Raw genomic sequence first — 23,759 nt, forward strand, 5'->3', positions numbered from 1 at the left:
GAGGGCTTTTCATTAACACGGTTACATCGACCAATCAGATCTTGCCAGCGCCAGCCTTGGCCTTAACGTCGGCCGTGACTTTGTCCGCGTTCAGCGGGGTGTAGCTGTATGGCGGGGTCCAGCCGATGTTGGTGCCCCACTTGCAGGTCAGCAAGGTGCCATTGAGCGTAGAACCCTGATCAAGGTAGGTGCTGCCACCGTAGTCACCGGCGATTTTGTCGCAACCGCTGATGCCGGAGATTTCGAAGGCGTTTTTCTCGGAGAAAATCTTCGAACTCTTGCCCACACCATGCGCGTAACTGAACGGGTAGACCTTATGGCTGGTGCTGCCCACGTGATAGTTGTTGTACAGATGCACCTGGCCGAAGCGAACGCGTGGCGCGCGTGCGGAGATGTTTTCGAACAGGGTATTGTGGATCGTGACCTTGAGCTTGCCATCATCGGTGGTGCGGCTGTCGCTGGAACCGATCAGGTTGTTCTTCTCGTGCGATTTGAACGCCGAGTAGGAAATGGTCACGTAGTTGGCACCGTTTTTCACGTCCAGTGCGCCGTCGTGGTGTTGCTTTGGACGACCGTTGGCAGTGCCGTTCTGGTCATCGGTGCGGCGGCCATCGGTGAAGGTGACATGGTCGACCCACACATTGTTGGCGCCTTCGATGGTCAGCCCGTCGTACTCGGAGTTCCAGTTGCCGGCGCTGCCGTCATTGGCGTCCCAGATCGGCTCGGGATCCCACGGGTTTTCGAGGGTGATGTTGCGGATGATCACATCGTTTTCCTTGGCATAGAAGAAACCCTCGCGGATCTCCGCCGTGCTGCTCGTACCGACGATGGTCGTCTTGCCCGGGATATCCAGACGACCGCGCTTTTTCATATCGGCGGTCGTCGTATAAGCTTTGCCTTCGCTGATGTCGATAGGCCCGGTAATCTTGATGATGCGCCCGTTGGTGCCGACCGAAGCGCTGAGTGCGGCTTTCAGTTCGGCAGCGTTCTTCACGGTGTAGATGTTGTTGGCTGCCGCTCTGGAGCCACCCTTGGTGCCACCGTTTTGCGTGGCCCAGCCAGTCGTTGCAACATCCAGCCAGATATCGGCCGCTTGTGCAGGCAGGCTGGAAAACAGCAGGCTGCCGACGATGGCGCTGGCCAGTTTGCAGGCCGTGAAGGTTGTTGGTTTTGTCATGAGTAATCAGATCCTTGATTAACTTGAGTGTTTTACACGCGAAATTTCGACGTGTTTCTCGAGCGGACGTCCTTATCGCCATTGCAGCGAATCGAACGTCCGCTGCATGAGAAATCCTATCATTGAACTGGTGCGTTGTCGTACAACTGAATGGGCTATGATGCGTAATTATTCGAAAATTCGAGATTTTTGTTGCTGATGGACAGATCCAACGCCACACCCAATGTTCGTCGCCGGCATCGCAGCCTGGCGGAGGACCTTGTCACCGAGCTGTCCCGACGCATTTGCAGCGGCGAACTCGCACGCGCGACGAAGCTGCCGACTGAATCTCAGGTCATGGCCGAGCACGGCGTCAGTCGCACGGTCGTGCGTGAGGCGATATCGCGTCTGCAGGCAGCGGGCCTGGTGGAGACCCGTCACGGTATCGGCACCTTTGTTCAGGACATTCCCAGCCCGAGCGGTTTTCGCATTGATCCGGACAGCATCGTCACGCTTCAGGATGTCTTGGCGGTGCTTGAGTTGCGCATCACCTTGGAGGTCGAGGCCGCCGGCCTGGCGTGTGCGCGGCGTACCGATGAGCAGCTGCAACTGATGCGTGATTCGCTGGACGCCATCAATTCCCGCGCCGTCAGTGTCGACTACGCCGTGTCGGCGGATTTCCAGTTCCACCAGCAAATTGCTCTGGCCACCGGCAACCGCTATTTCACCGACATCATGCTGCACCTGGGCGCGAACATTCTGCCGCGCACACGTCTGCATTCCAAACGCCTGGAGAATGACCGCAAGGAGCCCTATCTGGAGCGCCTCAGTCGCGAGCATGAAGACATTTACATTGCGATTGTCCGGCGTGATTCCGACGCCGCGCGCGCAGCCATGCGTTTGCATCTGTCCAACAGCCGCGAGCGTCTGCGCCGTGCCTACGAAGCTGCGGACGCGGCGGCGTTGAACGTCTGAAGCCTCAGGCGCGGGCCTTGGCTTCGAGCAGGCCTTGAACGCCCGGATTGAGGGCGAACACCCCGCCCGCCAATGGCTGGTCAGCGAGATCGATGCCCTGCGGGCGAATCGAGGTGACAAACAGAGTGTCGAGCCGAGGGCCGCCAAAGGCACACATCGTCGGTTTCTTCACCGGCACCGGCAGTGCGCGATCCAGTTTCCCCTGTGGGGTAAAGCGCAGTACCAAGCCGGCATCAATTGCGCAGATCCAGTAACAGCCGTGTGAATCGACGGCGGCACCGTCCGGTCGACCGGGGTGGTCGTTCATGTCGACGAACAGCCGGCGGTTGTGCGGTGTGCCGCTGTCGATGTCGTAATCGAAGGCCCAGATCAGCTGACGGCTCGGGTGCGAATCGGACAGATACAGGGTGCGTCCGTCGGGGCTGAACGCCAGGCCGTTGGGCACCACGAGGTCCTCCAGTTGCGGCGCCAGCACAGATAAATCGTTCGGGTTTTGCCCGTCGTAGCGATACAGCGCGCCGACCGCCTCGGCACCCATAGCGGTTGGCATCGAGCTGGCCCAGAAGCGTCCCTGACGATCGCAGCGACCATCATTGAAACGCATGCTCGGGCGGGCGTGCTCGACGCCGATGAGCTTTTCCGCAGCCAGACGTCCGTCAGCCTGCGGGCGCAGTTTGAACAGGCCACTTTCTTGTGCGCCCAGCCAATGTCCCGCTTCGCTGCGGGCGATACAGGCGAGCATTTCGTCCGCCTGCCAGCAGTCGGTCTGGCCGTCGAGCTGCCAGCGATGCAAACGGCCGGCCGGAATATCCACCCAATACAAGGCATTCTCCTCGGCTTGCCAGACCGGGCTTTCACCGGTGGCGTTGCGCGCATCGACAATCAGTTCGGCACTCATGAGCGCGTCTGCGTCGGCGTTTCAAACGGACCTGCTGCGGTAAAAGCGCCGCCCTGATACAAGCGGTCCGGGTGGTCGGCAGCGAGTGCCGGTTGTTGTTCGACCTTTGCGCGAAAGGCTTCGGAGCTGTCCTGCGGCGCAAAGCCCAAGTGCGCGGCGTGCCGGTTGTTCCACCACTGATCACGATTGGCGGACACCCCGTACACCACGCTGTGCCCGACATCGCTGGCCAGCAGCGCGCGGGCGATCAGGTGCTCGAGATCGGTATAGCTCAGCCAGGTCGCCAGCATGCGCAGGTTGCGCGGCTCGGGGAATGAGGAACCGATGCGCAGGCTTACTGTTTCGATGCCATAGCGGTGGAAATAGAACGTTGCCAGGTCCTCGCCGTAAGCCTTCGACAAGCCGTAATAACCGTCCGGGCGACGCGGCGAATGGGCGTCGATCTGTTCGTCCTGCGAGTAGAAACCGGTGACGTGGTTGGAGCTGGCGAACACGATGCGCTTGACCCCGTGCAGACGCGCGGCCTCATAAACATGAAACGTGCCGCGAATATTCGCCTCGAGGATTTCTTCGAAGGATCGCTCCACCGAGATCCCGCCCAAATGCACGATGGCATCGACGCCCTCGACCAGCGCGGCGACAGCGGCCTTGTCGCTCAGATTGCAGTTGATCACTTCGTCATGCGCGCCGCGGCTCGGCGCCATCGCACTGATGTCCGAGGAGCGGACGGTGTCGGCGTGAACCTGCAGGGTTTCGCGCAGAATCTGGCCGAGCCCACCGGCGGCGCCGGTCAGCAGAATACGGTTGAAGGGTTTGGCCTGCGTGGTTTGTGTGGTCATGGTCGGGTCTTCCATTACGCGGTGGTGAAGAGGGTGGGCGGCGGGGTGCCTGCCTGACAAGCGATGCGCGCTCGCCAGGCAAAAGCGGCGCGCTGCTTACATGAAGTTGTATTGCACGCCCAGACGCCAGCGAGCCTGGCGGTCGGGGGAGGTGGACTCGACTTTGATGTCGCCGATTTCCATGAAGGGCGCCCATTGTTTGGTGAGCTTGTATTTGACGATCAGGTTCTGTTCGTAGTCGCTCTTCTTGTTGTCGTAGCGGATGTAGTCGGTCTTGAAATAGATGAACTGATATTCGTAGGCCCACTTGTTGGCTGGCGTGTAGCCGAGCCAGCCTTCGAAGCGGTGGGTGGTCTGGTCATCCTTGTAGTGATCGGGCATGTCTTTGTTGACCTGATCGCGATCGAGTTTGCGCAGGTCCAGGCGATAGCGCGTCGCTACGTAGAAGGCGTCGTCGATTTTGTAGTTGTACTTGAGGCCGAACTTGTAGGCGGTCGCATCCTTGGAGCTGTCCATCTGAAACGCCGGGGTCAGCGTCGACTGCGCGCTGAGCTTGTAGTTGTAGCTCACCGTGAACTCATGGCCGTTGTTGACCATGTTGTCGTAGGCGACATCTTTGCGGTCCCCGGCCGTGCGGTATTTCATCTCCGCCTCAAACCCCAGTCCACTGTCCAGGCGGTAATTGAGCTTGATTCGGTCGGCGTGGGCGCTGTCCTCCTCGGTGTACTGATGGCGGTAGTTGAGGCTGGCAGAGTCAGCGTGGACAGCGAAGGGCAGGCCGAGGGCCGCGACAGTGACGAGCGTGCGTAGGGTGGTGTTCATACGGTCTTCTTTTTTTGTTTTTGTTAGGGTCGTTTGACGAGTACTACAGGCACCGCGATGTTGCGTATGGCTCTCATTTGAGGCGCAGATATAAGTTATCGTACGACAAGATGACTCGTCTACGTGATTTTGCTGGTTTGGAAACATATTGATACATATATACCCTGTGAATAGGGGTCTAAAGCAACTCCTGTTATTCCGTAGTCATCTTTAAATATGGCACTTTGCTGGACGTTTAGCCGGAAAGGCTTCGATTAGGAGAGGTGTTATTGGGTCTTTTCAAGTGTTGTACGATGACCTATGATCGGTCGCAACCGACGACACTCCTGTCACAAATCCAATAAGAAGGCTCAAGACGTCCATGAGAATCACAGCAGTCAACGTCCAGGTTTTTTCCTATCCCACCCGCCGCGCAGTCGACAGCGCCGGTCATGCTCATCCCGGTGATGTCAGTCAGGCGCAAATGGCGTTGCTGCGCATCCAGACTGAAGACGGCAAGGAGGGTTACGCCCTCGGCGCGCCGGAGCTGATTCGTCCTTATGTGCTGGATGGTTTTGTGCGCAAGGTGCTGGTCGGGCAGAACGCCTTTGATCGCGAAAAGATCTGGCATGACCTGGCGCACTGGCAGCGTGGCAGCGCCAGCCAGTTGACTGATCGCGCGCTGGCATTGGTCGAGCAAGCGTTGTGGGATTGGGCGGGGCGCAAGCTCGGCGTGCCGGTGCACAAGTTGATTGGCGGTTTTCGCGACAAGGTGCCGGCGTACGGCTCAACCATGTGCGGCGATGAATTGCCTGAGGGCCTGGCGACGCCGGAAGACTACGGACGCTTTGCCGAAACGCTGGTCAAGCGCGGCTACAAGGCGATCAAGTTGCACACCTGGATGCCGCCGGTCTCGTTCGCGCCGAGCCCGCGCATTGATGTCAAAGCCTGCGCGGCGGTGCGCGAAGCGGTGGGCCCGGACATCGCCTTGATGCTCGACGGTTATCACTGGTACAGCCGCACCGAAGCGCTGTACATCGGACGCGAACTGGAAAAACTCGACTTCGCCTGGTTTGAAGAACCGATGATGGAAGAGTCCGCCGAATCCTATGCCTGGCTGGCGGGGCAACTGGACATTCCGGTGCTCGGGCCGGAAACCCTGTCCGGCAAACACCTGAGCCGGGCCAGTTGGGTCAAGCACGACGTTTGCGACATCCTGCGTGCCGGCGTCGCCGGGGTCGGCGGGATCGGGCCTTGCCTGAAAGTCGCGCACATGGCCGAGTCGTTTGGCATGGATTGCGAAATCCACGGCAACGGCGCAGCCAACCTGACAGTGGTCGGCGCGATCAAGAACTGCACGTGGTACGAGCGCGGTTTGCTGCACCCGTACCTGGATTACGACGAGGTGCCGGCGTACCTCAAGCGCCTGGTCGACCCGATGGACAGCGACGGTTTTGTGCATTTGTCCGACCTGCCGGGTCTGGGCGAAGACATCGACTTCAACTTCATCGAGATGAACACGCTTAAAAGCTTCTGACGTGTACGCGGGCTGCCCGGTGCATGCCGGGCTGTCCGAGAGCCCTATAAATATAAGAAAGGCACTCTCGCTATGAACATTCTTCCTTCGCTGTGGGCGCGGGTTCTGGCGGCTACCCTGACGGTGACCGCGCTACCTGTCGTCCATGCCAAAACCCCGGCCGATCAATTGATCGTCGGCATGAGCATGATCAATCTGCTGTCCCTCGACCCGGCAGCCGCCACCGGCCTGGACGTGTCCGAGATCAATGCCAATCTCTATGACATGTTGCTGGTGCAAGATGTCGCTGCGCCGGATCAGCTGTTGCCGGCACTCGCCGAGCGCTGGCAAGTCAGCGACGACCGCAAGACCCTGACCTTCAATCTGCGCCAGGGCGTGCAATTTCAATCGGGCAATCCGTTGAGCGCCGAAGACGTCGCCTGGTCGTTGCAGCGTGTGCTTAAACTCAACCTCGCGCTGGCGTCGACCTGGAAGGCTTACGGTTTTACCGCCGACAATGTCGAGCGTTCGATGCGCGCGACCGATGCCAATACCTTCGTCATTGAATTGCCGCGTCCCACCGATCCGCAGTTGGTGCTCAACACGCTGGCGACGTCGCCAAGCGCCTTCATTCTCGACCGCAAAAAAGTCCTCGAACATCAGAAGAACAATGACCTGGGCGCCGCCTGGCTGGTGACGCACGCCGCCGGCAGTGGTGCCTTCGTGCTCAATGACTGGCGGGCCAACGACGTGATCCTGATGAGCCGTTTCGACGGCTACTGGGGCGGCCCGGCCAAGCTCAAACGCATCGTCATGCGCAACATGACCGAGTCGCAGTCGTTGCGTCTGATGATTGAGCGGGGCGACCTCGACATCGCCAAAGGCATGTCGGCGCCGGACATCCAGGCCTTGCAGAAAAGCGACAAGGTCCGCACGCAAACCCTGCAACGCGGCACGCTGTATTACGTCGCACTGAGTGTGAAGCAGCCGATGTTCGCCGACGCGCGCGTGCGCAAGGCTGTGCGCTCGTTGATCGACTACCAAGGCATCAACCAGACCGTCATGCCGCACTACGGCGTGATCAATCAGCGGCCGATGCCGTTGGGACTGGCCGCGCGTCTGCCGGATCCCGGTTATCGACTGAATGTCGATGAGGCAAAAAAACTTCTCGCTGACGCCGGTTACCCCAACGGGTTCAAGACCAGCATCCGCGTGCTGGCCGAACCGCCGTTCATCAACATTGCCTCCAACCTGCAATCGACCCTGGCGCAGGCCGGGATCGAAGCCAGCATCATCACCGGCACCGGTAACCAGATCTACGGCGCCATGCGTGAGCGCAGTTTCGACATCATCGTCGGCCGTGGCGGTGGCGGCGCCGAACGTCATCCCCATTCGAGCCTGCGCACGCTGGTGTACAACCCGGATAACCGTGACGAAGCCAAGCTGAGCAACTTTCAGGGCTGGCGCACTTCGTTTTACAGTCCCGAGTTGAATCAGTTGATCGAGAGTGCCGAAGTCGAACCCGATGCGCAGAAACAGCAGGCGCAGTATCAGGACATCCAGCAGCAACTCGATCAGCAAGTGGGCGCGATTCTGCCGGTCTCGCAGATGACCGATACGGTGCTGGTCTACGCCGATGTTGCCGATTTTCAAGGGCACACGGCCGCGACCACGCGCTACAAAGACGTCTACAAAAAACGCTGAAATGCACGGATGAACTTCGCGTGCCGGGTGCACCGGTGACCGTTTTATCAGGAGCTGACTATGTTTGTTATGACTGCCTCTGCCATGGGAGCCCGCGCCTCCAATACTGCGCGGCGTGCCAGCACGGTACTGGTGACATTGCTGGGCCTGCTGGCGCTGACGTTTATCATCGGTCGGGTGATGCCGCTCGATCCGGTGCTGGCGGTGGTCGGGCCGGACGCCGACAGTTCGACCTACGATCAGGTGTACCGGGCGATGGGGCTGGACAAGCCGATCTGGACCCAGTTCGGCCTGTACCTCAATGACTTGCTGCACGGCAATTTCGGCAACGCGCTGTTGACCGGGCACCCGGTGCTCGATGACATCCGCCGGGTGTTCCCGGCCACCATCGAACTGGCGACCCTGGCCATCCTCTTCGGCGTGCTGATCGGTTTGCCGCTGGGCGTCTGCGCGGCGAGCAATCAGGGGCGACTGGGCGATCATGTCGCGCGAGTGATTACCCTGTTCGGCTATTCCACGCCGATTTTCTGGCTGGGCATGATGGGCTTGCTGGTGTTTTACGCCTGGCTCGGCTGGGCCGGTGGCGCCGGTCGCATCGACCTGGCGTACGACGGCATGGTGCCCGAGGTCACCGGGCTGTTGCTGATCGATTCGAGCCTGGCGGGTGACTGGGAAGCCTTCGCCAGCGCCTTGCGCCACATCGTTTTGCCGGCGCTGATCCTCGGGCTGAACTCGGTGGCTTACATCAGTCGGATGACCCGCAGCTTCATGCTCGAGCAACTGTCCCAGGAATACATCATCACCGCTCGGGTCAAGGGTTTGTCGCGCCGCCAGGTGGTCTGGGGCCACGCCTTTCGCAACATCCTCGTGCAATTGCTGACGGTGGTGGCGCTGGCTTACGGCTCGCTGCTCGAAGGCGCGGTGCTGATCGAAACGGTCTTTGCCTGGCCGGGTTTCGGCCAGTACCTGACCAGCAGCCTGATGCTCGGCGACATGAACGCGGTGATGGGCTGTGTGCTGGTGATCGGTTTGATTTTTGTCGCGCTCAACCTGATCAGCGATGCCTTGTACAAGGTCTTCGACCCGCGCACGCGTTAACACGCCTGGCAGCAGCACTAAAAATTATAAAAAGAAGGATTTTTCAATGACGACTGCATTTACCAAACTGCACGCTGGCCTGTTGGCGGCGATCCTGGCGCTGGTGCCGATGACCCAGGCCAGCGCCAAGACGCCGGCCGACCAACTGATCGTCGGCATGAGCATGGTCAACCTGTTTTCCATCGATCCGGCCAATGCGCCGGGCCTCGACGCTTCCGGCGTCAATGCCAATCTTTACGACACTCTGGTCAAGCGAGATCAGGGCAATCCGGAACAGCATCTGCCGCAACTGGCCGAGCGCTGGACGATCAGCGACGACGGCAAGCAGATAACCTTTCACTTGCGCCAGGACGTGAAGTTTCACTCCGGCAATCCGCTGACGGCTGAAGACGTGGCCTGGTCGTTGTACCGGGTGATGAAACTCAATTTCGGCCTGGCCACGACGTGGAAAGCCTACGGTTATAACGTCGACAACATTCAGTCACTGATCCGTGCCAGCGATGCCCACACGCTGGTCATCGACTTGCCGCAAACCATGGATCCGCTGTTGTTGATCGACTCGCTGGCGATCTCGCCGAGCGCGGTGGTGATCGATCGCAAAACGGCTTTGGCGCATGAGAAAAACGCTGACCTCGGTGCTAACTGGCTGGTGACCAACGAGGCCGGCAGCGGCCCCTTTGTGCTGAGCAAATGGACGGCGAACGACTCGCTGTTGCTGACCCGCTTCGACGGTTACTGGGGCGGTGCTGCCAAGCTCAAACGCGTGGTGGTGCGGCACATGACCGAATCGCAGTCGCTGCGCCTGATGCTGGAGCGCGGTGACCTCGATCTGGCGTATGGCATGGCCGCACCGGACATCCGCGCCATCGACGGTTCGGAAAAAATCCACGTACAGTCACTGCCGCGCGGCACCATGTATTACGTTGCGCTGAGCATGAAGCAACCCGAATTTGCCAATCCCAAAGTGCGCGAAGCGGTGCGCAACCTGATCGACTACAAGGGCCTCGACGAACAGGTGATGCCGTATTACGGCCAGCTGAATCAGCAGCCGATGCAACTCGGTCTGGCGGCGCGCCTGCCGGATCCGGGTTATCACATGGACGTCGCCAAGGCGAAAAAACTCCTCGCCGAAGCGGGTTATCCGGACGGCTTCAGCACGACCATTCGCACATTGTCAGAGCCGCCCTTCATCGACATCGCCGCGCGCCTGCAAGCGACGCTGGCCGAGGGCGGGATCAAGGCCAGCATTGTCAACGGCACTGGCAACCAGGTGTATGGCGCGATGCGCGCGCGCAACTTCGACATCATCGTTGCGCGCGGGGCCGAGCGCTATCCGCATCCGTATTTCAGCCTGCGCACGTTTGCCTACAACCCCAACAACAGCGATGACGCCGGCCTGCCGAATTTCCAGGGCTGGCGTGCGTCGTTTTTCAGCCCGCAGCTCAATAGCCTGATTGATCAGGCCGGGGTCGAACGCGATGCCGGCCAGCGCCTGAACCTGTATCACCAGGCGCAGAAAATCTACGACGAGCAGGTCGGCCCGATCATGATGATTTCGCAGATGACCGACACCGTGGTCAGCGCCGCCGACGTCAAGGGTTTCGCCGGTGATGATGCCGAGGCGACGCGGTATCTGGGTGTCTACAAACAACGCTGAACGCTGCCCGGTGCGTCGGCGTACGCGCTGGGTGATCCTGAATTCAATCCGAGAACATGCCCATGATTGCCAACATGTCTTCTACTGATTCGAGCGCCAAGCGGCGGTTGGATCGTACCCCCGGATCCAGCTTCGACGCCTTCTGCAAAAGTGCCCTGAAAGTCTTGCGGCACTTGTTGCGCAACCCGATGACCCTGGCCGGATTGCTGGTCGCGCTGGTGCTGGTAGTGGTGGCGCTGTTTGCGCCGTGGATCGCCACCCATGATCCGGTGGCGCAAAACCTCGCCAATGCCCTGCAGGCACCGGGCGCCGCGCACTGGTTCGGCACCGATGAATACGGCCGGGATATCTTCAGTCGGCTGGTCTACGGCTCGCGCATCACGCTGTACATCATCACCCTGGTGACCGTGATCGTCGGCCCGATCGGCCTGTTTATCGGCACCGTCTCCGGCTACTACGGCGGTGTTGTCGACACGGTGTTCATGCGCCTGACCGACATCTTCATTTCCTTCCCCAGCCTGGTGCTGGCGCTGGCATTTATCGCTGCGCTCGGTCCGGGCCTGGAACACGCGGTGGTAGCGATTGCGCTGACGTCGTGGCCGCCGATTGCGCGACTGGCGCGGGCGGAAACCTTGTCGTTGCGCAAGGCTGACTTCGTCGTGGCGGTCGAGCTGCAAGGGGCTTCGTCCACGCGAATCATCCTGCGGCACATCGTGCCGATGTGCATGTCGTCGGTGATCATCCGCCTGACCATGAACATGGCCGGGATCATCCTCACCGCAGCGGCACTGGGCTTTCTCGGCCTCGGTGCGCAGGCGCCGTCGCCGGAGTGGGGCGCGATGATTTCCACCGGGCGCCGCTACATGCTCGAGTGCTGGTGGCTGGTGGCTGTTCCGGGGGCCGCAATCATGTTGGTCAGCCTGGCTTTCAACCTGTTGGGCGACGGCCTGCGGGACATTCTTGATCCGCGCAGCGAGTAATCGGAGGCTGTATGTCTGCAATCAAATTGAACGTCGAAGGGCTCAATGTGCGCTTCGTCAATGCTCAGAAAGAAACTCACGCGGTGCGCGATGTGTCCTTCACCTTGGGGCGGGAAAAACTCGCCATCGTCGGTGAGTCGGGCTCGGGCAAATCGACGGTCGGTCGCAGCCTGCTGAAGCTGCACCCGGCCAGTGCGCGGATCACCGCCAAGGCCATGCAGTTCGGTGAAGTCGATCTGCTGTCAGCCGGCGAAAAGGTCATGCAGAAGATTCGTGGTCAGCGCATTTCGATGATCATGCAGGACCCGAAATACTCGCTGAACCCGGTGGTCAAGGTTGGCGATCAGATTGCCGAGGCGTATCTGGCGCACCACAAGGCCAGCCGCAGCGAGGCCCGCGAGCGGGTGCTGGAAATGCTCGAGAAGGTCCATATCCGTGATCCGCAACGGGTCTACAACCTGTACCCGCATGAGGTCTCCGGTGGTATGGGCCAGCGCATCATGATCGCGATGATGGTTATCACCCGACCACAGGTGATCATCGCCGACGAGCCGACCTCGGCCCTTGATGTCTCGGTGCGCCAGCAAGTGCTCAACGTGCTGGAAGAACTGGTCGAACAGCAGGAAATGGGTCTGATATTTGTCAGCCACGACCTCAACCTCGTGCGCAATTACTGCGACCGCGTGTTGGTGATGTACGCCGGCAGGGTGGTCGAATCGCTCGCCGCCGGCGACCTGCAACATGCACAACATCCCTATACCCGAGGCCTGATGGCGGCATTGCCGAGCATGGACAACCGTCGCGAACGGTTGCCGGTGTTGCAACGCGATCCACTGTGGCTGACTTGCTGAGGAATCGACCATGTCCATGATCCAAGCACACGCGCTGAACCTCAGTTTCGGCGCCGGCCCGGCCCTCAATCAGGTGCTGCACGACGTCAGCCTCAGTGTCGCCGACGGCGAATCCTTCGGCCTGGTGGGGGAGTCCGGCTCCGGCAAGACCACCGTATTGCGCTGCTTGGCCGGGCAGTACCGGCACTGGACCGGCGAGCTGAGCATTGCCGGCGCGCCGCTGCAGCACAAGATTCCCAAGGAGCATTTTCGTCAGGTGCAGATGGTGTTCCAGGACCCTTACGGCTCGCTGCATCCGCGCCACACCGTCGACACGGCGCTGCGTGAGCCGCTGATTATTCACGGCGTGCGCGACAAGGACGACCGGATCAACGAGATCCTGCTCAAGGTCGGTCTGAACGACAGTTACCGTTTTCGCTATCCGCACCAGTTGTCCGGTGGCCAGCGCCAGCGCGTGGCGATTGCCCGTGCGCTGATTCTCGAACCGCGCGTGTTGCTGCTCGATGAGCCGACTTCGGCGCTGGATGTCTCGGTGCAGGCGGAGATTCTCAATCTGCTGGCGGATTTGCGCCGGCGCGAGAAACTCACCTACCTGATGGTCACTCACGATCTCGGTGTGGTCACGCACCTGTGTGATCGGGTGGCGGTGATGCAGCAGGGCAAGATCGTCGAGCTGCTCGACAGTCAGGCGCTCAGCCAGGATCTGGCAAGCCACGCCTACACGCGGATGCTGGTGCAGGCCAGTCGTGATTTCAGCCAGGAATCGGTGCGCCAGCTCGCTGGTTAAACCGATCCATCAAGGAGCGCGACATGCCGCATTGCCTTATCGATTGCCCGCAAACCCTGGCCCAGCGTGTCGGCGAGCAAACCCTGCTCGCTACCGTGCATGACGCCCTCGATGCCTTCGGCCTGTTCAAGGCCGGCGACATCAAGGTGCGCCTCAACACGTTCGAGCATTACCGCTGCGGCGCGGGCGCGGACGATTTTGTCCACGTCGTCCTGTCGGTGTTGTCCGGGCGCAGTGCTGAACAGCGCCGGCGTCTGGCCTCGGCGACCGTGGCGGCGCTGGTCGCTTTACTGCCGGACGTCGAGTCGCTGTCGATGGAGGTTGTGGAAATGCCCCGCGAGACGTTCGTCAACCGCAGCCAATATCTGCAAGAAGCCGGATTGTCGGCCTGAACAAGGAGTGCTCATGCCTTATCGATATGTTGTTCCGACGCCGCGCAAACAGCCTTTGGCCTTGTGGCTGGCAGCCACGTTGACGCTGGTTTGCAGTGTGCCGTCGTGGGCGCTGGAGGCGCCGGCAAAATTGCAGGTGCCGACCCTGGCCTACGATGATCAGCAGATCATCCTGGTCTGGGAGAAGCCCGCCGATCACGCCGATATCAGCGACTACCGGGTCTACGCCAACGGTGTGTTGCTGGGCGGCAGCAACGCCAACAATGACCGCGTCTCGCCGGCCAAACCTTACATTGACCGCTTCTACGAACAGGATGTTGCCGGTTTTCACCATCGCATCGGCATTCACAGTTACACCGCGCAAGGCTTGAGACCGGATACGGCCTATCGGTTCACCGTGCGTTCGGTGGGCACCGATGGCAAGGAGTCGGCAGACAGCCAGGCCGTTGTGCAACGGACGAGCAAGGTTGCCGCCGTGTTCGATGTCAGGAAGTACGGCGCCAAGGGTGATGGCAAAAGTCTCGATACCCTGGCGATCCAGAACGCCATCGACGCCTGCACCCCCGGCTGCAAAGTGTTGTTGCCCAGGGGCACCTACAAAAGCGGGGCGCTCTACCTGAAGAGCAACATCACCGTGGAAATCGCCGAGGGTGCAACGCTGTTGGGTTCCGAGCGGGCTGAAGACTATCCGCTGGCCGGCTACATCCAGTATCCGTATTCGAGCACCGTGCGCCCGGCGTCGCTGATCAACGCCTTGCCGCGTGATCCGCGTCAGCATCAGTCCTTCGAAAACATCCGAATCGTCGGCAAAGGCACGATTGACGGCAACGGCTGGAAGCGCCGCGCCGATGTCGTCGACGAGCGCGGTCAGCCATTGCCGTTCTACCTGCCCAGCGACAACACCCGCTACCAGCAGGACGGCATTCTGGCCAAGGCGCAAGTCGAGCAAGCGGTCGCGCGCGGCATGAACGTCAAGGATGCCTACGGGCAGATGCGCTCGTCGCTGATCACCCTGCGCAACGTAAAAAATGTGTTCTACGGCGGCTTCACCGTGGTGAATCCGGCCTTCCACGGAATCATGAACCTGGAAACCGAAAACGTAGTGCTGGCCAACACCACGCATAAAACCTACGACGCCAATAACGGCGATGGCATCGAATTCGCCAACAGCAAGGGCGCGATGGTCTTCAACAACTTCTTTGATACCGGCGATGACTGCGTCAATTTTGCTGCGGGTACCGGCGCGGAGGCCGTGCAGCAAAAGCCGCAGGAAGATGCCTGGATCTTCAATAACTACTTTCGCAAGGGTCACGGTATGGTGGTTGCCGGCAGCCATACCGGCGCGTGGATTCAAAACATTCTGGCCGAAGACAACGTTTCCGATGGCACCGATGCCGGCCTGCGCATGAAGAGCACCAACTTCATGGGCGGCGGCGCGCGTAACGTCATTTTCCGCGACTCGGCGATCCGCAATACGCTCAAGCAGGCGTTCATTTTCACCCTCGACTACAACGATCCGAACGCCAAGCTGGATTACCAGCGCTCAACCATTCCCGGGCAGTTCCGCGATATCCGCGTCGCCGACGTGAGCGTCGAAAATGCTCAAGGCAAGGCAATCGAGGTCAAGGGCGATAGCCAGCACAATGCCTGGCATCAAGGGTTGGTATTCGAGCGCGTGCGCTTCAGTGGTCCGGCCAAAGCGCAGATCGACGGGTTGAAGGATTCGCTGTTCGACCATGTGTCGTTCAGCGGGCACGGCGCTGCCAATCCGTGGCAAATCACCGGGAGTGTCGGGCTGACGTTCAAGGATGTGCAGCCACCACCTCCGTAGAACCCTGATCAAGGTTTCGGCGCTTTACCGAGGTCTTCCGAGTCGCTTGAAGTGGCTGCATCTTTCGCTGTTTCATGCGACTCGGCGCCGGAGTTTGAACCCGACGCCTCTTCACCTTTCTTGTCGGCCTTGTCTGCGTTGGATTGCGCTTTGCCGGCCTGATTCACGCCGGGAAGCGCGGTCGGTGGCGCGGCAGACTCGTCAGCGGTCTGCCCGACTGCCGAGGCGAAAAGCGGGCAGGCCGCGAGAAGGCCAGTCAGGGTGATCGCTGCAATTTTTCTGTTCATGATGAGCGTCTTCCGGTCGAAGCGGATGGTGATCATTGGAAGTGCCCTGCGAGCAAAGGTGCCCGCTGCTGGACGGGCGGTCAGTCGCTGACGTTCTCATCACGTGAGGTCGACGATCTGGCTCCACTCAAGCCCGAACCGGCCGAGGTATTTCCTCAGTCGATCGGCATCGTTGGCTTGTGCCTTGGCCTGGCGCGATATTCCGAACAGGCGGCGGCCGGCATCGGACAAGCTGTCCGCCTGCCGGCACACCTCGATCACTGCCTTCAATTGCAAGCGGTCGAACAGATCCATGCTTTCGGCGTCCCCCGGCAACTCTCCTGAAATCGCCTGCGGTTGCGCCAAGCCCCAGGCATAACGCAGCCGGTCGATCTCCTCCTGCACCTGCGCCTCATCAATCCGTCCGCTGTCGGCGAGGGTCGCCATGCGCGTAATCGACGCCGACAATTCGCGGAAGTTGCCCAACCACGCCGCCTCGCGAGCGCTGGCGAACGCCAGATAACTGCGCCGGGCTTCCAGATTGAAGCGCACCAGTTGCCCGTGTTCGCGGGCGTGGCGTTCCAGCTCGAAATCAATGTTCGGTTCGATGTCCTCGCGGCGGCCGGCGAGGCCGGGCAGGTCGAACGTCCACAGGTTGATGCGTGCGTACAAATCTTCGCGGAACAAGCCATCAGCGACCCGGCTGCGCAGGTCGCGGTGGGTGCCGGCGATGATCAGGAAATCACTTTCGACCTCCTTGTCCGAGCCGAGCGGAAAGAAGCGTTTTTCTTCAATCGCCTTGAGCAGCATCGCCTGTTCGTCTGCGCCCAGCTCGCCGATCTCATCGAGAAACAGCATGCCGCCATTGGCAGCGCGCAACAGGCCGTCACGGGCGTTCTGTGCACCGGTGAAGGCACCTTTGACATGGCCGAACAGCGCCGACATCGCGCCATCGCCACGCAAGGTGGCGCAGTTGACCTCGACAAAACGCCCCTGCATCTGGTGGCGACTGCGTTTGAGTTCGTAGATGCGTCGGGCGAGGAACGATTTGCCGGCGCCGGTCGGGCCGATCAGCAGCATCGGCGCCTTCGAGCGCACGGCCACGCGCTCGATCTGTTCGATCGAGCGGTTGAACGCGGCGTTGCGTGTGGCGATGCCGGACTTCAAGAACTCTAGGCCTTCGAGGCGCTTGTTGGCGAAGCGCGAGGCGATGCGATCGTAGCGCGACAGGTCGAGATCGATCAGGGCATGCGTGCCGATGGCGTGATCGCTTTCGCTGTTGCGCTTGGCCGGAGAGGTCTGGATCAGCCGCGCCGGCAGATAGCGTGCCTCGGTCAGCAGGAACCAGCAAATCTGCGCGACGTGGGTGCCGGTGGTGATATGGACGAGGTAGTCCTCGCGCTCGGTGTCGAAATCGTAGGCGGTGGTGAAGTCGTGCAACGCACCGTAGACCTCTTCGAAATCCCATGGGTTGCGCAGTGCCATCGGGTGCAAGCGCACCTCGGTCTCTGGCGAAACCTGCTGGATGTCGGCGCGCACCCGCTCGGCGAGGCTGACGTCGCGGGCGTCGATGCCGTGAATCAGCTCGAGCCGGTTGATCAGCACGTCCTGCTGTTGGCAAAGGCCAACGCTGGGACGCCAATGGCTCCAGCGGTTGGCGCCTTTGCCGACGCGATCAAGGGTGGCGCCGATAAAGCCGATGGCGACGGTTTGCTTGTTTGGCATGTTTATCTCAAAAGATAAAAAACGATATCCAATGATAAATATTCGGTGAGGGTCTTGTCGTCAATTCATTCGATGAAAAATAGATGATTAAATAAAATCTTTATAAATCAATAAGATATAAATATTTTTCGAAGAAAATCAAAAGCTGGCACAGCCGCTGCAGTACCTATCGCAACGAACAGGACAACACAGCGAGACGCCAAGATGGCCAACTCAACTCTCTTCAACACGCAATCGAATCACTTGCCGGCCTGCGACACCTTGAATGCTTCCAGTGCCAGCGCTTATGCCTACAGCCCGAAGCACCAACTGGCGCAATTGGCAGTCACCGGTTGCCTGAATCAGACCTTTTACGCCTCCGCAGAAAGTCAGCTGGATCAAGTGCTGAAGCTGGTGGCCGAACTGGACAGTCGCTTCGTGGCGAAAGCCGCGATCTACGCTCGCAAGAAAGGTCACATGAAAGACATGCCGGCATTGTTGCTGGCGGCATTGACCGCGCAGCGTTCAAGTCTGGTGCCAGAGGTTTTCGAGCAAGTCATCGACAGCGGCAAGATGCTGCGCAATTTTGTACAGATCCTCCGTAGTGGTGCCACTGGGCGTAAATCCCTTGGCTCGCAACCCAAGCGTCTGGTGCAGAACTGGCTGAACAGCGCGACCGAGCGGCAACTGCTGCAAGCGTCAATCGGCAATCAACCGTCGTTGGCGGACGTGGTGAAGATGGTTCACCCGAAACCTGCCGAAGCATGGCGCGAAGCGTTTTTCGCCTGGTTGATCGGTAAGCCGGTGGAGGCAAAGGCCTTGCCGGAGTTGACCCGCGATTTGCTGGCGTTTCGCAGCGGCGCGAGTGATGAAGTGCCGGCGGTGCCGTTTCAGTTGCTCGGCAACGAAACACTGAGCAAGGAGCAATGGGCCAATCAAGCCCGCAACATGGGCTGGCAGGGACTGCGCATCAACCTCAACAGCCTGGCGCGCCACGGTGCGTTTGAAGTACCGGGTTGCATCGAATATGTTGCGGCGCGGTTGGCTGATCCACAGGAAGTGGCGAAGGCGCGGGTGTATCCGTACCAGTTGTTGGCGGCTTATCGGATGATGGGCGAAAACACCCCGGCAGCGATCCGCGACGCCTTGCAGGAGGCGCTGGAGTTGTCGCTGGCCAACGTGCCCACGCTTGAGGGCGCGGTGGTGGTTTGCCCGGATGTGTCGGGTTCGATGGGCAGCCCGGTGACCGGTTATCGCCCTGGTGCGACCTCGCAGGTGCGCTGCATCGACGTGGCGGCGCTGGTCGCCGCAGCGGTATTGCGCAAACAGCCGGCTGCGCGGGTGATGCCGTTCGAGGTCAACGTGGTGGATATCCAGCTCAACCCGCGTGACAGTGTGATCAGCAACGCCGAGAAGCTCGCCGGGATTTTTGGCGGCGGCACCAACTGCTCGGCACCGCTGAAGAGATTGGCGAACAGCAAGGCCAAGGTCGATACGTTGATCATGGTCTCGGACAACGAATCGTGGATCGATGCGCAGCGTCGCGGCGCCAGCGAGACGATGCGCCAATGGGAGCGGATCAAGAAGCTCAATCCACAGGCACGGCTGGTGTGCATCGACATCCAGCCAGGCCATGCAACACAGGCGGCGGATCGTGATGACATCTTGAATGTCGGCGGTTTCAGCGATGCGGTGTTCGACGTGATCGAGCAGTTCACCAGCGGCCAATACAGTGCGCAGCACTGGGTCGAGGCGATCGAAAGCGCGTCATGAATTGATTGATCACCGGCGCTGAATGCCGATGGGACTACATCCAAGACGTCTCATCAAGCCCTTGTCAGCGCCAGTGACGGCACGAATGCCTGATGGCTGTACATCTTAGGCCGGTTAAGTCCGGAGCGCGGCAACGCGCAACAGTCATCAACTTTTGTCGTGCCACCTTTTTTGCAGTTATTGGCAGCGAATGCGACAGGCACTACATCGGAACGCGGGTTCGACTCCCGCCCCGGCAACGGGGGCTCAACTGGCAGAGCCACAGTGCCTGTGTTTTTGTCGCTGCGACTTACAGAACAACGCCGAATCATCGGCCAATGAATAAAGAATGAAGACATGAAAGAACACACTTACCAACTGCTCGAAGTCGCCAACGGCAAACCGATCAAACTCTGGACCGAAGGCGTCCCGGTGGAAAACGAGGCCCGCGAGCAGTTGATGAACACCGCGAAAATGCCGTTCATCTTCAAACATCTGGCGGTCATGCCGGACGTGCACCTGGGCAAGGGCTCGACCATCGGCAGCGTGATCCCGACCGTCGGCGCGATCATTCCGGCAGCGGTTGGCGTCGACATCGGCTGCGGCATGATCGCCGCGCGCACGTCGCTGACCGCCGCTGATTTGCCGGACAACCTGCTCGGTCTGCGCAGCGCCATCGAGCAAGCCGTGCCGCATGGCCGCAGTTCAAACCGTTCGCGACGCGACAAGGGCGCCTGGGATGAAGTCCCGCAGCAAGCCGATCAGGCCTGGGCGGGGTTGCAGCCACGGTTCAAGTTGATCACCGACAAGTACCCGAAACTGGCCAACACCAACAACCGTGGGCACCTCGGTACGCTCGGCAGCGGCAACCACTTCATCGAAGTGTGCCTGGATGAAGCCAACCGGGTCTGGTTCATGTTGCACAGTGGCTCGCGCGGTGTCGGCAACGCCATCGGCAACCTGTTCATCCAGATGGCTCAGGCGGATATGCGTCAGCACATCGCCAACCTGCCGGATCGTGACCTGGCCTACTTCGAAGAGGGCAGCCAGCACTTTGATGATTACGTGGAAGCGGTGGGTTGGGCGCAGGACTTCGCCAAACAAAACCGTGAGCTGATGATGCGCGCAGTGATTCAGGCGACACGGCAGATTATTCGCAAGCCGTTCGAAGTGGCGCTGGAAGCGGTCAACTGCCACCACAATTACGTGCAGAAAGAGCGGCATTTTGGTGAGGACGTTTTGGTTACCCGCAAAGGCGCGGTGTCGGCGAAGAAGGGCGAGTTGGGGATTATTCCGGGCTCGATGGGCGCCAAGAGTTTCATCGTTCGCGGTCTGGGCAACGAAGAGTCGTTCAGCTCCTGCAGCCACGGCGCCGGCCGCACCATGAGCCGCACCAAGGCGAAGAACACCTTCACCGTCGAAGATCAGATTCGCGCCACGGCCCACGTGGAGTGCCGCAAGGACGAAGCGGTGATCGACGAAATTCCGATGGCCTACAAGGACATCGACAAAGTCATGCACGCCCAGCGTGAGCTGGTGGAAGTGCTGCACACCTTGCGTCAGGTGGTGTGCGTCAAAGGATAAAAGGAAAGCAGGTCATGGAATTGCAAGAGCGCCATCCGCTGTGCGCCACGATGCGTGCGCGGGTACTGGAAGAGCTGGCGCGCATAGAGCGTGAACGCAATGTCACGGTGTTGTATGCCTGTGAGTCCGGCAGCCGGGCCTGGGGTTTTGCCTCGACCGACAGCGATTACGACGTGCGGTTTGTTTATGTGGAGAAGCCCGAGTGGTTCGTTCAGGTCGATGCGCCACGTGATGTGATCGAACGTCCGCTGGACGATGAGCTCGACGTCAGTGGCTGGGAACTGCGCAAGACCCTTGGGTTGTTGCGCAAGTCCAATCCGACCTTGCTCGAGTGGCTCGACTCGCCGCTGGTTTATCGCAGTGAAACCGCTCAGGTGGCACAGCTGCGCGAACTCGCTGAAGCGTTCTACAGCCCGCCAGCGGCGCGCAATCACTATCTGTCGATGGCGAAGAAGAACTTCCGCGGTTACCTGCAAGGTGAAACCGTACGTTTCAAGAAGTACTTCTACGTGCTGCGGCCGCTGTTGGCGGTGCGCTGGATCGACCAGGGGCGAGGGCGGCCACCGATGACGTTCGCCGACCTGCTGACCACCGTCGACGACCGCGCGCTGCTCGCTGAAGTCGACGAACTGCTGGCCCTCAAACGCAATGCTGACGAAAGCGCTTACGGGCCGCGTCGTCCGGCGCTGCACGGGTTCATCGCCGCCGAGCTTGAGCGCGAAGTGCCCACATTACTCAGAACTCAGGAAGACTCGCGACGTCTGGATCGGTACCTCAGGGATACCGTTGGGCGATACGCGTAAGGAATGCAATGAAACAGGAAGTGATAGAACTGGACGGTGCCATCGGTGGCGGCCAGGTGTTGCGCAGTGCCTTGAGCCTGTCGATGGTGACAGGCCGGGCGTTTCGCATTAAACAGATCCGCGCCAAACGCAGCCGTCCGGGACTGCTGAGGCAACATTTGACGGCCGTCATGGCGGCGGCCGAGGTCTGCGGCGCGACGGTTTCCGGTGCGCAATTGGGCTCGCAAGCGTTGAGCTTTGAACCCGGCGCGATTCGCTCCGGCGATTACCAGTTCGCCATCGGCACGGCCGGCAGTTGCACGCTGGTGTTGCAGACCTTGTTGCCGGCCCTGTTGCGGGCAGCGCAGGCGAGTCGGGTGCGCATCTCGGGTGGCACGCATAACCCGCTGGCGCCGCCGACCGATTTCCTCTCGCGCAGTTGGCTGCCGCTGCTGCGGCGCATGGGCGCCAACGTCGAGCTGGACTTGTTGCGACATGGATTTGTCCCGGCAGGCGGTGGCGAGATTGAAGTGAACGTGCAACCGTCGAGCCTGACGCGGATGGACCTGTGTGAACGCGGCGAGGCGGTTTCGCAACAGGCATCGGCGCTGACCGCCGGGCTGGCACCGACGGTGGCCGAACGTGAGTTGAGCCAAGTGGCCAAGCGCTTGAGTCTGCCGCCTGCGGCGCTGCAACATGTCACGCTTGATCCGGCGCGGGGCCCGGGCAATGTGTTGTTGCTGGAGTACGCATTCGAGCACGTCACCGAGGTGTTCAGCGCGTTTGGCCAAGTGTCGCTACGGGCTGAAAAAGTCGCCGACGCCGCGATCAATCAGGCTGCCGACTGGTTGCGCAGTGGTGCTGCGGTGGCCGAGCACCTTGCCGATCAGTTGCTGTTGCCAATGGCGCTGGCCGGTGGCGGCTCGTTCACCACGCCGCGTATGACCGAGCATCTGCACAGCAATATCGCGGTGATCGAGTTGTTTTTGCCGGTTCGCATCGATTGTCGTGAGGAGGGCGCTGATCGATTGCGCGTTGAGGTCAGCGCCAATTGATAGTCCGCCTAGGGGCGGTGGGATTTCATCAGGAAATCCCACCGCCCTTTTTTACGTCCGCAAAAAACTCGCGAAAGGCGGCAAATTGCTGGCCCCCGGATTTTTGCTTCCCCGGCAAAATCGCCTTTTTTCAAAAGGTTAGGTTGGCTCTATGCGGACGATTGTCATCACCGTTGCAACGCTTTCCCTGGCTGTTTTCGCGGTGGGAGTGCAGGCAAAAGAACTGAGCAAAAGCCATCGCTTTGCCTGCACCTGGGGCTCGGACATTGCTGCCGGTGCCCAGCAATCGAAGTTGTCGGGCGTCTCGCTGTACGGCGCACGCAAACAATTGCAGGTGCGCCGCTTCCAGCAACCGTGGATGCGCATGACCGCGATGGGGATTACCGAGCAAACCTACAACAGCACGTCGAAGCTCAAGCCGGCGGCGGTCAAGCAGACGTATTACGAACAATGCGTACGCCACGAATTGGCCCAGCGATAACGCAAAAAGCCCAATCTTTTCAGGTTGGGCTTTTTCATGCCTGAGGAAATGTCAGGGTTGCTTTTCGCTCTCGCAATTGACCATCCACGACACGCCGAAGCGATCCACCAGCATGCCAAAACGTACCGCCCAGAAAGTCACCTCCAGCGGCATATCGACGCGACCATCCTTGGCCAGTGCGTTGAACACTCGCTCGGCCTCGGCAATGCTGTCGACGTTCAGCGAGATCGAGCAGCCGCTCATGCCTTGGGTCGGACGGTCGGGTGTGGTGTCCGAGGCCATGATCATCTGATCACCCACTTTCAGGCAGGTATGGATGATCAGAGAGTGATGCTCTTTGGGCACATGCTCGGCGGCGGGCGTCTCGCCGAACGTCATCATCGCCTCAAGCTTCCCTTGCAAGGCTTGCTCGTAAAAGGTGAACGCCTCGCGGCAGTCACCGTTGAAGATCAGGTACGGGTCGATTCTCATGTCTCTGCTCCCGGCAGTCAGGCGCGGAGCGTGGCGGGGGGTCGCCGGGTTCCGCGTAGGGCGGTTAAAACATAGCAGAGCGTTGGACGCCGGAAAGGCCTGAGTCTTCCAGATGTTTTTGTTCTGAAAAGCGCGTCGACGATAACGTGGTCGTCGTGTGAAATTCAGTCGTAGCGCTG

General features: G+C 60.2%; 22 protein-coding genes. 15 read left to right on the plus strand and 7 right to left on the minus strand.

Annotated features, from left to right (window positions below; translation table 11 throughout):
• Positions 1–34: 34 nt before the first annotated feature.
• Positions 35–1,177, minus strand: coding sequence for a pectate lyase family protein (locus tag HU718_RS11155; RefSeq protein WP_150729435.1), 1,143 nt, complete (start codon positions 1,175–1,177; stop codon positions 35–37).
• A 198-nt stretch (positions 1,178–1,375) separates the two neighbouring features.
• Here HU718_RS11155 and HU718_RS11160 point away from each other — a divergent pair, with 198 nt between their 5' ends.
• Positions 1,376–2,131, plus strand: coding sequence for a FadR/GntR family transcriptional regulator (locus HU718_RS11160; protein ID WP_038364752.1), 756 nt, complete (start codon positions 1,376–1,378; stop codon positions 2,129–2,131).
• A 4-nt stretch (positions 2,132–2,135) separates the two neighbouring features.
• Here HU718_RS11160 and HU718_RS11165 read toward each other — a convergent pair whose 3' ends face one another.
• From HU718_RS11165 to HU718_RS11175, 3 genes are all read right to left on the minus strand, one after another.
• Positions 2,136–3,029 (minus strand): SMP-30/gluconolactonase/LRE family protein, encoded by an 894-nt coding sequence (locus HU718_RS11165; protein WP_186613536.1) that lies wholly within the window; start codon positions 3,027–3,029, stop codon positions 2,136–2,138.
• Positions 3,026–3,868, minus strand: a complete 843-nt coding sequence (locus HU718_RS11170; protein ID WP_150729433.1) for an NAD-dependent epimerase/dehydratase family protein — start codon at positions 3,866–3,868, stop codon at positions 3,026–3,028. Before HU718_RS11170 ends, HU718_RS11165 begins: the two co-directional genes overlap by 4 nt.
• A 96-nt stretch (positions 3,869–3,964) precedes the next feature.
• Positions 3,965–4,690 carry an oligogalacturonate-specific porin KdgM family protein gene (locus HU718_RS11175; RefSeq protein ID WP_102902873.1) on the minus strand — a complete coding sequence of 242 codons (726 nt, stop codon included), beginning with the start codon at positions 4,688–4,690 and terminating at the stop codon, positions 3,965–3,967.
• Between the two features lie 361 nt (positions 4,691–5,051).
• Here HU718_RS11175 and HU718_RS11180 point away from each other — a divergent pair, with 361 nt between their 5' ends.
• The 9 genes from HU718_RS11180 (at position 5,052) to HU718_RS11220 (ending at position 15,485) form a co-directional block, all read left to right on the plus strand.
• A complete protein-coding gene (locus HU718_RS11180; RefSeq protein WP_008079679.1) occupies positions 5,052–6,206 on the plus strand; it encodes a mandelate racemase family protein in 1,155 nt (384 codons plus the stop codon).
• Between the two features lie 72 nt (positions 6,207–6,278).
• Positions 6,279–7,889, plus strand: coding sequence for an ABC transporter substrate-binding protein (locus tag HU718_RS11185; protein ID WP_150707340.1), 1,611 nt, complete (start codon positions 6,279–6,281; stop codon positions 7,887–7,889).
• Positions 7,890–7,973: 84 nt separating this feature from the next.
• Positions 7,974–8,987, plus strand: coding sequence for an ABC transporter permease (locus HU718_RS11190; RefSeq protein WP_016987798.1), 1,014 nt, complete (start codon positions 7,974–7,976; stop codon positions 8,985–8,987).
• Between the two features lie 46 nt (positions 8,988–9,033).
• Complete coding sequence (locus HU718_RS11195; RefSeq protein ID WP_186613534.1) at positions 9,034–10,644, plus strand: ABC transporter substrate-binding protein; 1,611 nt, start codon at positions 9,034–9,036, stop codon at positions 10,642–10,644.
• Positions 10,645–10,706: 62 nt separating this feature from the next.
• Entirely contained in the window at positions 10,707–11,624 is a 918-nt protein-coding gene (locus HU718_RS11200) for an ABC transporter permease (protein WP_038364768.1), read from the plus strand.
• An 11-nt stretch (positions 11,625–11,635) separates the two neighbouring features.
• A complete protein-coding gene (locus HU718_RS11205) occupies positions 11,636–12,475 on the plus strand; it encodes an ABC transporter ATP-binding protein (RefSeq protein ID WP_026000816.1) in 840 nt (279 codons plus the stop codon).
• Positions 12,476–12,485: 10 nt separating this feature from the next.
• Positions 12,486–13,262, plus strand: coding sequence for an ABC transporter ATP-binding protein (locus HU718_RS11210; protein WP_102902870.1), 777 nt, complete (start codon positions 12,486–12,488; stop codon positions 13,260–13,262).
• A gap of 23 nt (positions 13,263–13,285) precedes the next feature.
• A complete protein-coding gene (locus HU718_RS11215) occupies positions 13,286–13,654 on the plus strand; it encodes a 5-carboxymethyl-2-hydroxymuconate Delta-isomerase (RefSeq protein WP_150707342.1) in 369 nt (122 codons plus the stop codon).
• 13 nt (positions 13,655–13,667) lie between these two features.
• Positions 13,668–15,485: a glycosyl hydrolase family 28 protein gene (locus HU718_RS11220; RefSeq protein ID WP_186613532.1), complete on the plus strand. Its 1,818-nt coding sequence runs from the start codon at positions 13,668–13,670 to the stop codon at positions 15,483–15,485.
• Between the two features lie 8 nt (positions 15,486–15,493).
• Here HU718_RS11220 and HU718_RS11225 read toward each other — a convergent pair whose 3' ends face one another.
• Both HU718_RS11225 and rtcR read right to left on the minus strand, forming a co-directional pair.
• Entirely contained in the window at positions 15,494–15,772 is a 279-nt protein-coding gene (locus HU718_RS11225) for a hypothetical protein (RefSeq protein WP_186613727.1), read from the minus strand.
• 99 nt (positions 15,773–15,871) lie between these two features.
• On the minus strand, positions 15,872–17,476 hold the full coding sequence (rtcR, locus tag HU718_RS11230; RefSeq protein WP_186613530.1) for an RNA repair transcriptional activator RtcR: 1,605 nt from the start codon (positions 17,474–17,476) through the stop codon (positions 15,872–15,874).
• Between the two features lie 204 nt (positions 17,477–17,680).
• On the opposite strand from rtcR, the gene HU718_RS11235 reads away from it, so the two are divergent.
• The 5 genes from HU718_RS11235 to HU718_RS11255 all read left to right on the plus strand — a co-directional run bounded on the left by HU718_RS11235 (position 17,681) and on the right by HU718_RS11255 (position 23,109).
• Positions 17,681–19,228, plus strand: a complete 1,548-nt coding sequence (locus HU718_RS11235) for a vWA domain-containing protein (RefSeq protein WP_186613528.1) — start codon at positions 17,681–17,683, stop codon at positions 19,226–19,228.
• 336 nt (positions 19,229–19,564) lie between these two features.
• Positions 19,565–20,791: an RtcB family protein gene (locus tag HU718_RS11240; RefSeq protein WP_186613525.1), complete on the plus strand. Its 1,227-nt coding sequence runs from the start codon at positions 19,565–19,567 to the stop codon at positions 20,789–20,791.
• Between the two features lie 14 nt (positions 20,792–20,805).
• On the plus strand, positions 20,806–21,594 hold the full coding sequence (locus tag HU718_RS11245) for a nucleotidyltransferase domain-containing protein (protein ID WP_108227088.1): 789 nt from the start codon (positions 20,806–20,808) through the stop codon (positions 21,592–21,594).
• An 8-nt stretch (positions 21,595–21,602) separates the two neighbouring features.
• Entirely contained in the window at positions 21,603–22,628 is a 1,026-nt protein-coding gene (gene rtcA / locus HU718_RS11250; protein ID WP_186613523.1) for an RNA 3'-terminal phosphate cyclase, read from the plus strand.
• 151 nt (positions 22,629–22,779) lie between these two features.
• Positions 22,780–23,109, plus strand: a complete 330-nt coding sequence (locus HU718_RS11255; RefSeq protein ID WP_016987808.1) for a hypothetical protein — start codon at positions 22,780–22,782, stop codon at positions 23,107–23,109.
• Between the two features lie 51 nt (positions 23,110–23,160).
• On the opposite strand, the gene HU718_RS11260 is transcribed toward HU718_RS11255, so the two are convergent.
• The gene (locus HU718_RS11260) at positions 23,161–23,580 is read right to left on the minus strand and encodes a VOC family protein (protein WP_186613521.1); all 420 of its coding nucleotides are present in this window, start codon (positions 23,578–23,580) and stop codon (positions 23,161–23,163) included.
• Between the last annotated feature and the right edge of the window lie 179 nt (positions 23,581–23,759).

Source organism: Pseudomonas tensinigenes, assembly GCF_014268445.2.
Taxonomy (GTDB): Bacteria; Pseudomonadota; Gammaproteobacteria; order Pseudomonadales; family Pseudomonadaceae; genus Aquipseudomonas; species Aquipseudomonas tensinigenes.

Coding starts and splice junctions, on each gene's coding strand:
- HU718_RS11240 (WP_186613525.1), top strand. CDS start 19,565: ATGAAAGAACACACTTACCAACTGCTCGAAGTCGCCAACGGCAAACCG.
- HU718_RS11260 (WP_186613521.1), bottom strand. CDS start 23,580: ATGAGAATCGACCCGTACCTGATCTTCAACGGTGACTGCCGCGAGGCG.
- HU718_RS11235 (WP_186613528.1), top strand. CDS start 17,681: ATGGCCAACTCAACTCTCTTCAACACGCAATCGAATCACTTGCCGGCC.
- rtcR (WP_186613530.1), bottom strand. CDS start 17,476: ATGCCAAACAAGCAAACCGTCGCCATCGGCTTTATCGGCGCCACCCTT.
- HU718_RS11200 (WP_038364768.1), top strand. CDS start 10,707: ATGATTGCCAACATGTCTTCTACTGATTCGAGCGCCAAGCGGCGGTTG.
- HU718_RS11175 (WP_102902873.1), bottom strand. CDS start 4,690: ATGAACACCACCCTACGCACGCTCGTCACTGTCGCGGCCCTCGGCCTG.
- HU718_RS11195 (WP_186613534.1), top strand. CDS start 9,034: ATGACGACTGCATTTACCAAACTGCACGCTGGCCTGTTGGCGGCGATC.
- HU718_RS11245 (WP_108227088.1), top strand. CDS start 20,806: ATGGAATTGCAAGAGCGCCATCCGCTGTGCGCCACGATGCGTGCGCGG.
- HU718_RS11160 (WP_038364752.1), top strand. CDS start 1,376: ATGGACAGATCCAACGCCACACCCAATGTTCGTCGCCGGCATCGCAGC.
- HU718_RS11155 (WP_150729435.1), bottom strand. CDS start 1,177: ATGACAAAACCAACAACCTTCACGGCCTGCAAACTGGCCAGCGCCATC.
- HU718_RS11210 (WP_102902870.1), top strand. CDS start 12,486: ATGTCCATGATCCAAGCACACGCGCTGAACCTCAGTTTCGGCGCCGGC.
- HU718_RS11180 (WP_008079679.1), top strand. CDS start 5,052: ATGAGAATCACAGCAGTCAACGTCCAGGTTTTTTCCTATCCCACCCGC.
- HU718_RS11220 (WP_186613532.1), top strand. CDS start 13,668: ATGCCTTATCGATATGTTGTTCCGACGCCGCGCAAACAGCCTTTGGCC.
- HU718_RS11215 (WP_150707342.1), top strand. CDS start 13,286: ATGCCGCATTGCCTTATCGATTGCCCGCAAACCCTGGCCCAGCGTGTC.
- HU718_RS11185 (WP_150707340.1), top strand. CDS start 6,279: ATGAACATTCTTCCTTCGCTGTGGGCGCGGGTTCTGGCGGCTACCCTG.
- HU718_RS11205 (WP_026000816.1), top strand. CDS start 11,636: ATGTCTGCAATCAAATTGAACGTCGAAGGGCTCAATGTGCGCTTCGTC.
- HU718_RS11225 (WP_186613727.1), bottom strand. CDS start 15,772: ATGAACAGAAAAATTGCAGCGATCACCCTGACTGGCCTTCTCGCGGCC.
- HU718_RS11190 (WP_016987798.1), top strand. CDS start 7,974: ATGGGAGCCCGCGCCTCCAATACTGCGCGGCGTGCCAGCACGGTACTG.
- HU718_RS11165 (WP_186613536.1), bottom strand. CDS start 3,029: ATGAGTGCCGAACTGATTGTCGATGCGCGCAACGCCACCGGTGAAAGC.
- HU718_RS11255 (WP_016987808.1), top strand. CDS start 22,780: ATGCGGACGATTGTCATCACCGTTGCAACGCTTTCCCTGGCTGTTTTC.
- HU718_RS11170 (WP_150729433.1), bottom strand. CDS start 3,868: ATGACCACACAAACCACGCAGGCCAAACCCTTCAACCGTATTCTGCTG.
- rtcA (WP_186613523.1), top strand. CDS start 21,603: ATGAAACAGGAAGTGATAGAACTGGACGGTGCCATCGGTGGCGGCCAG.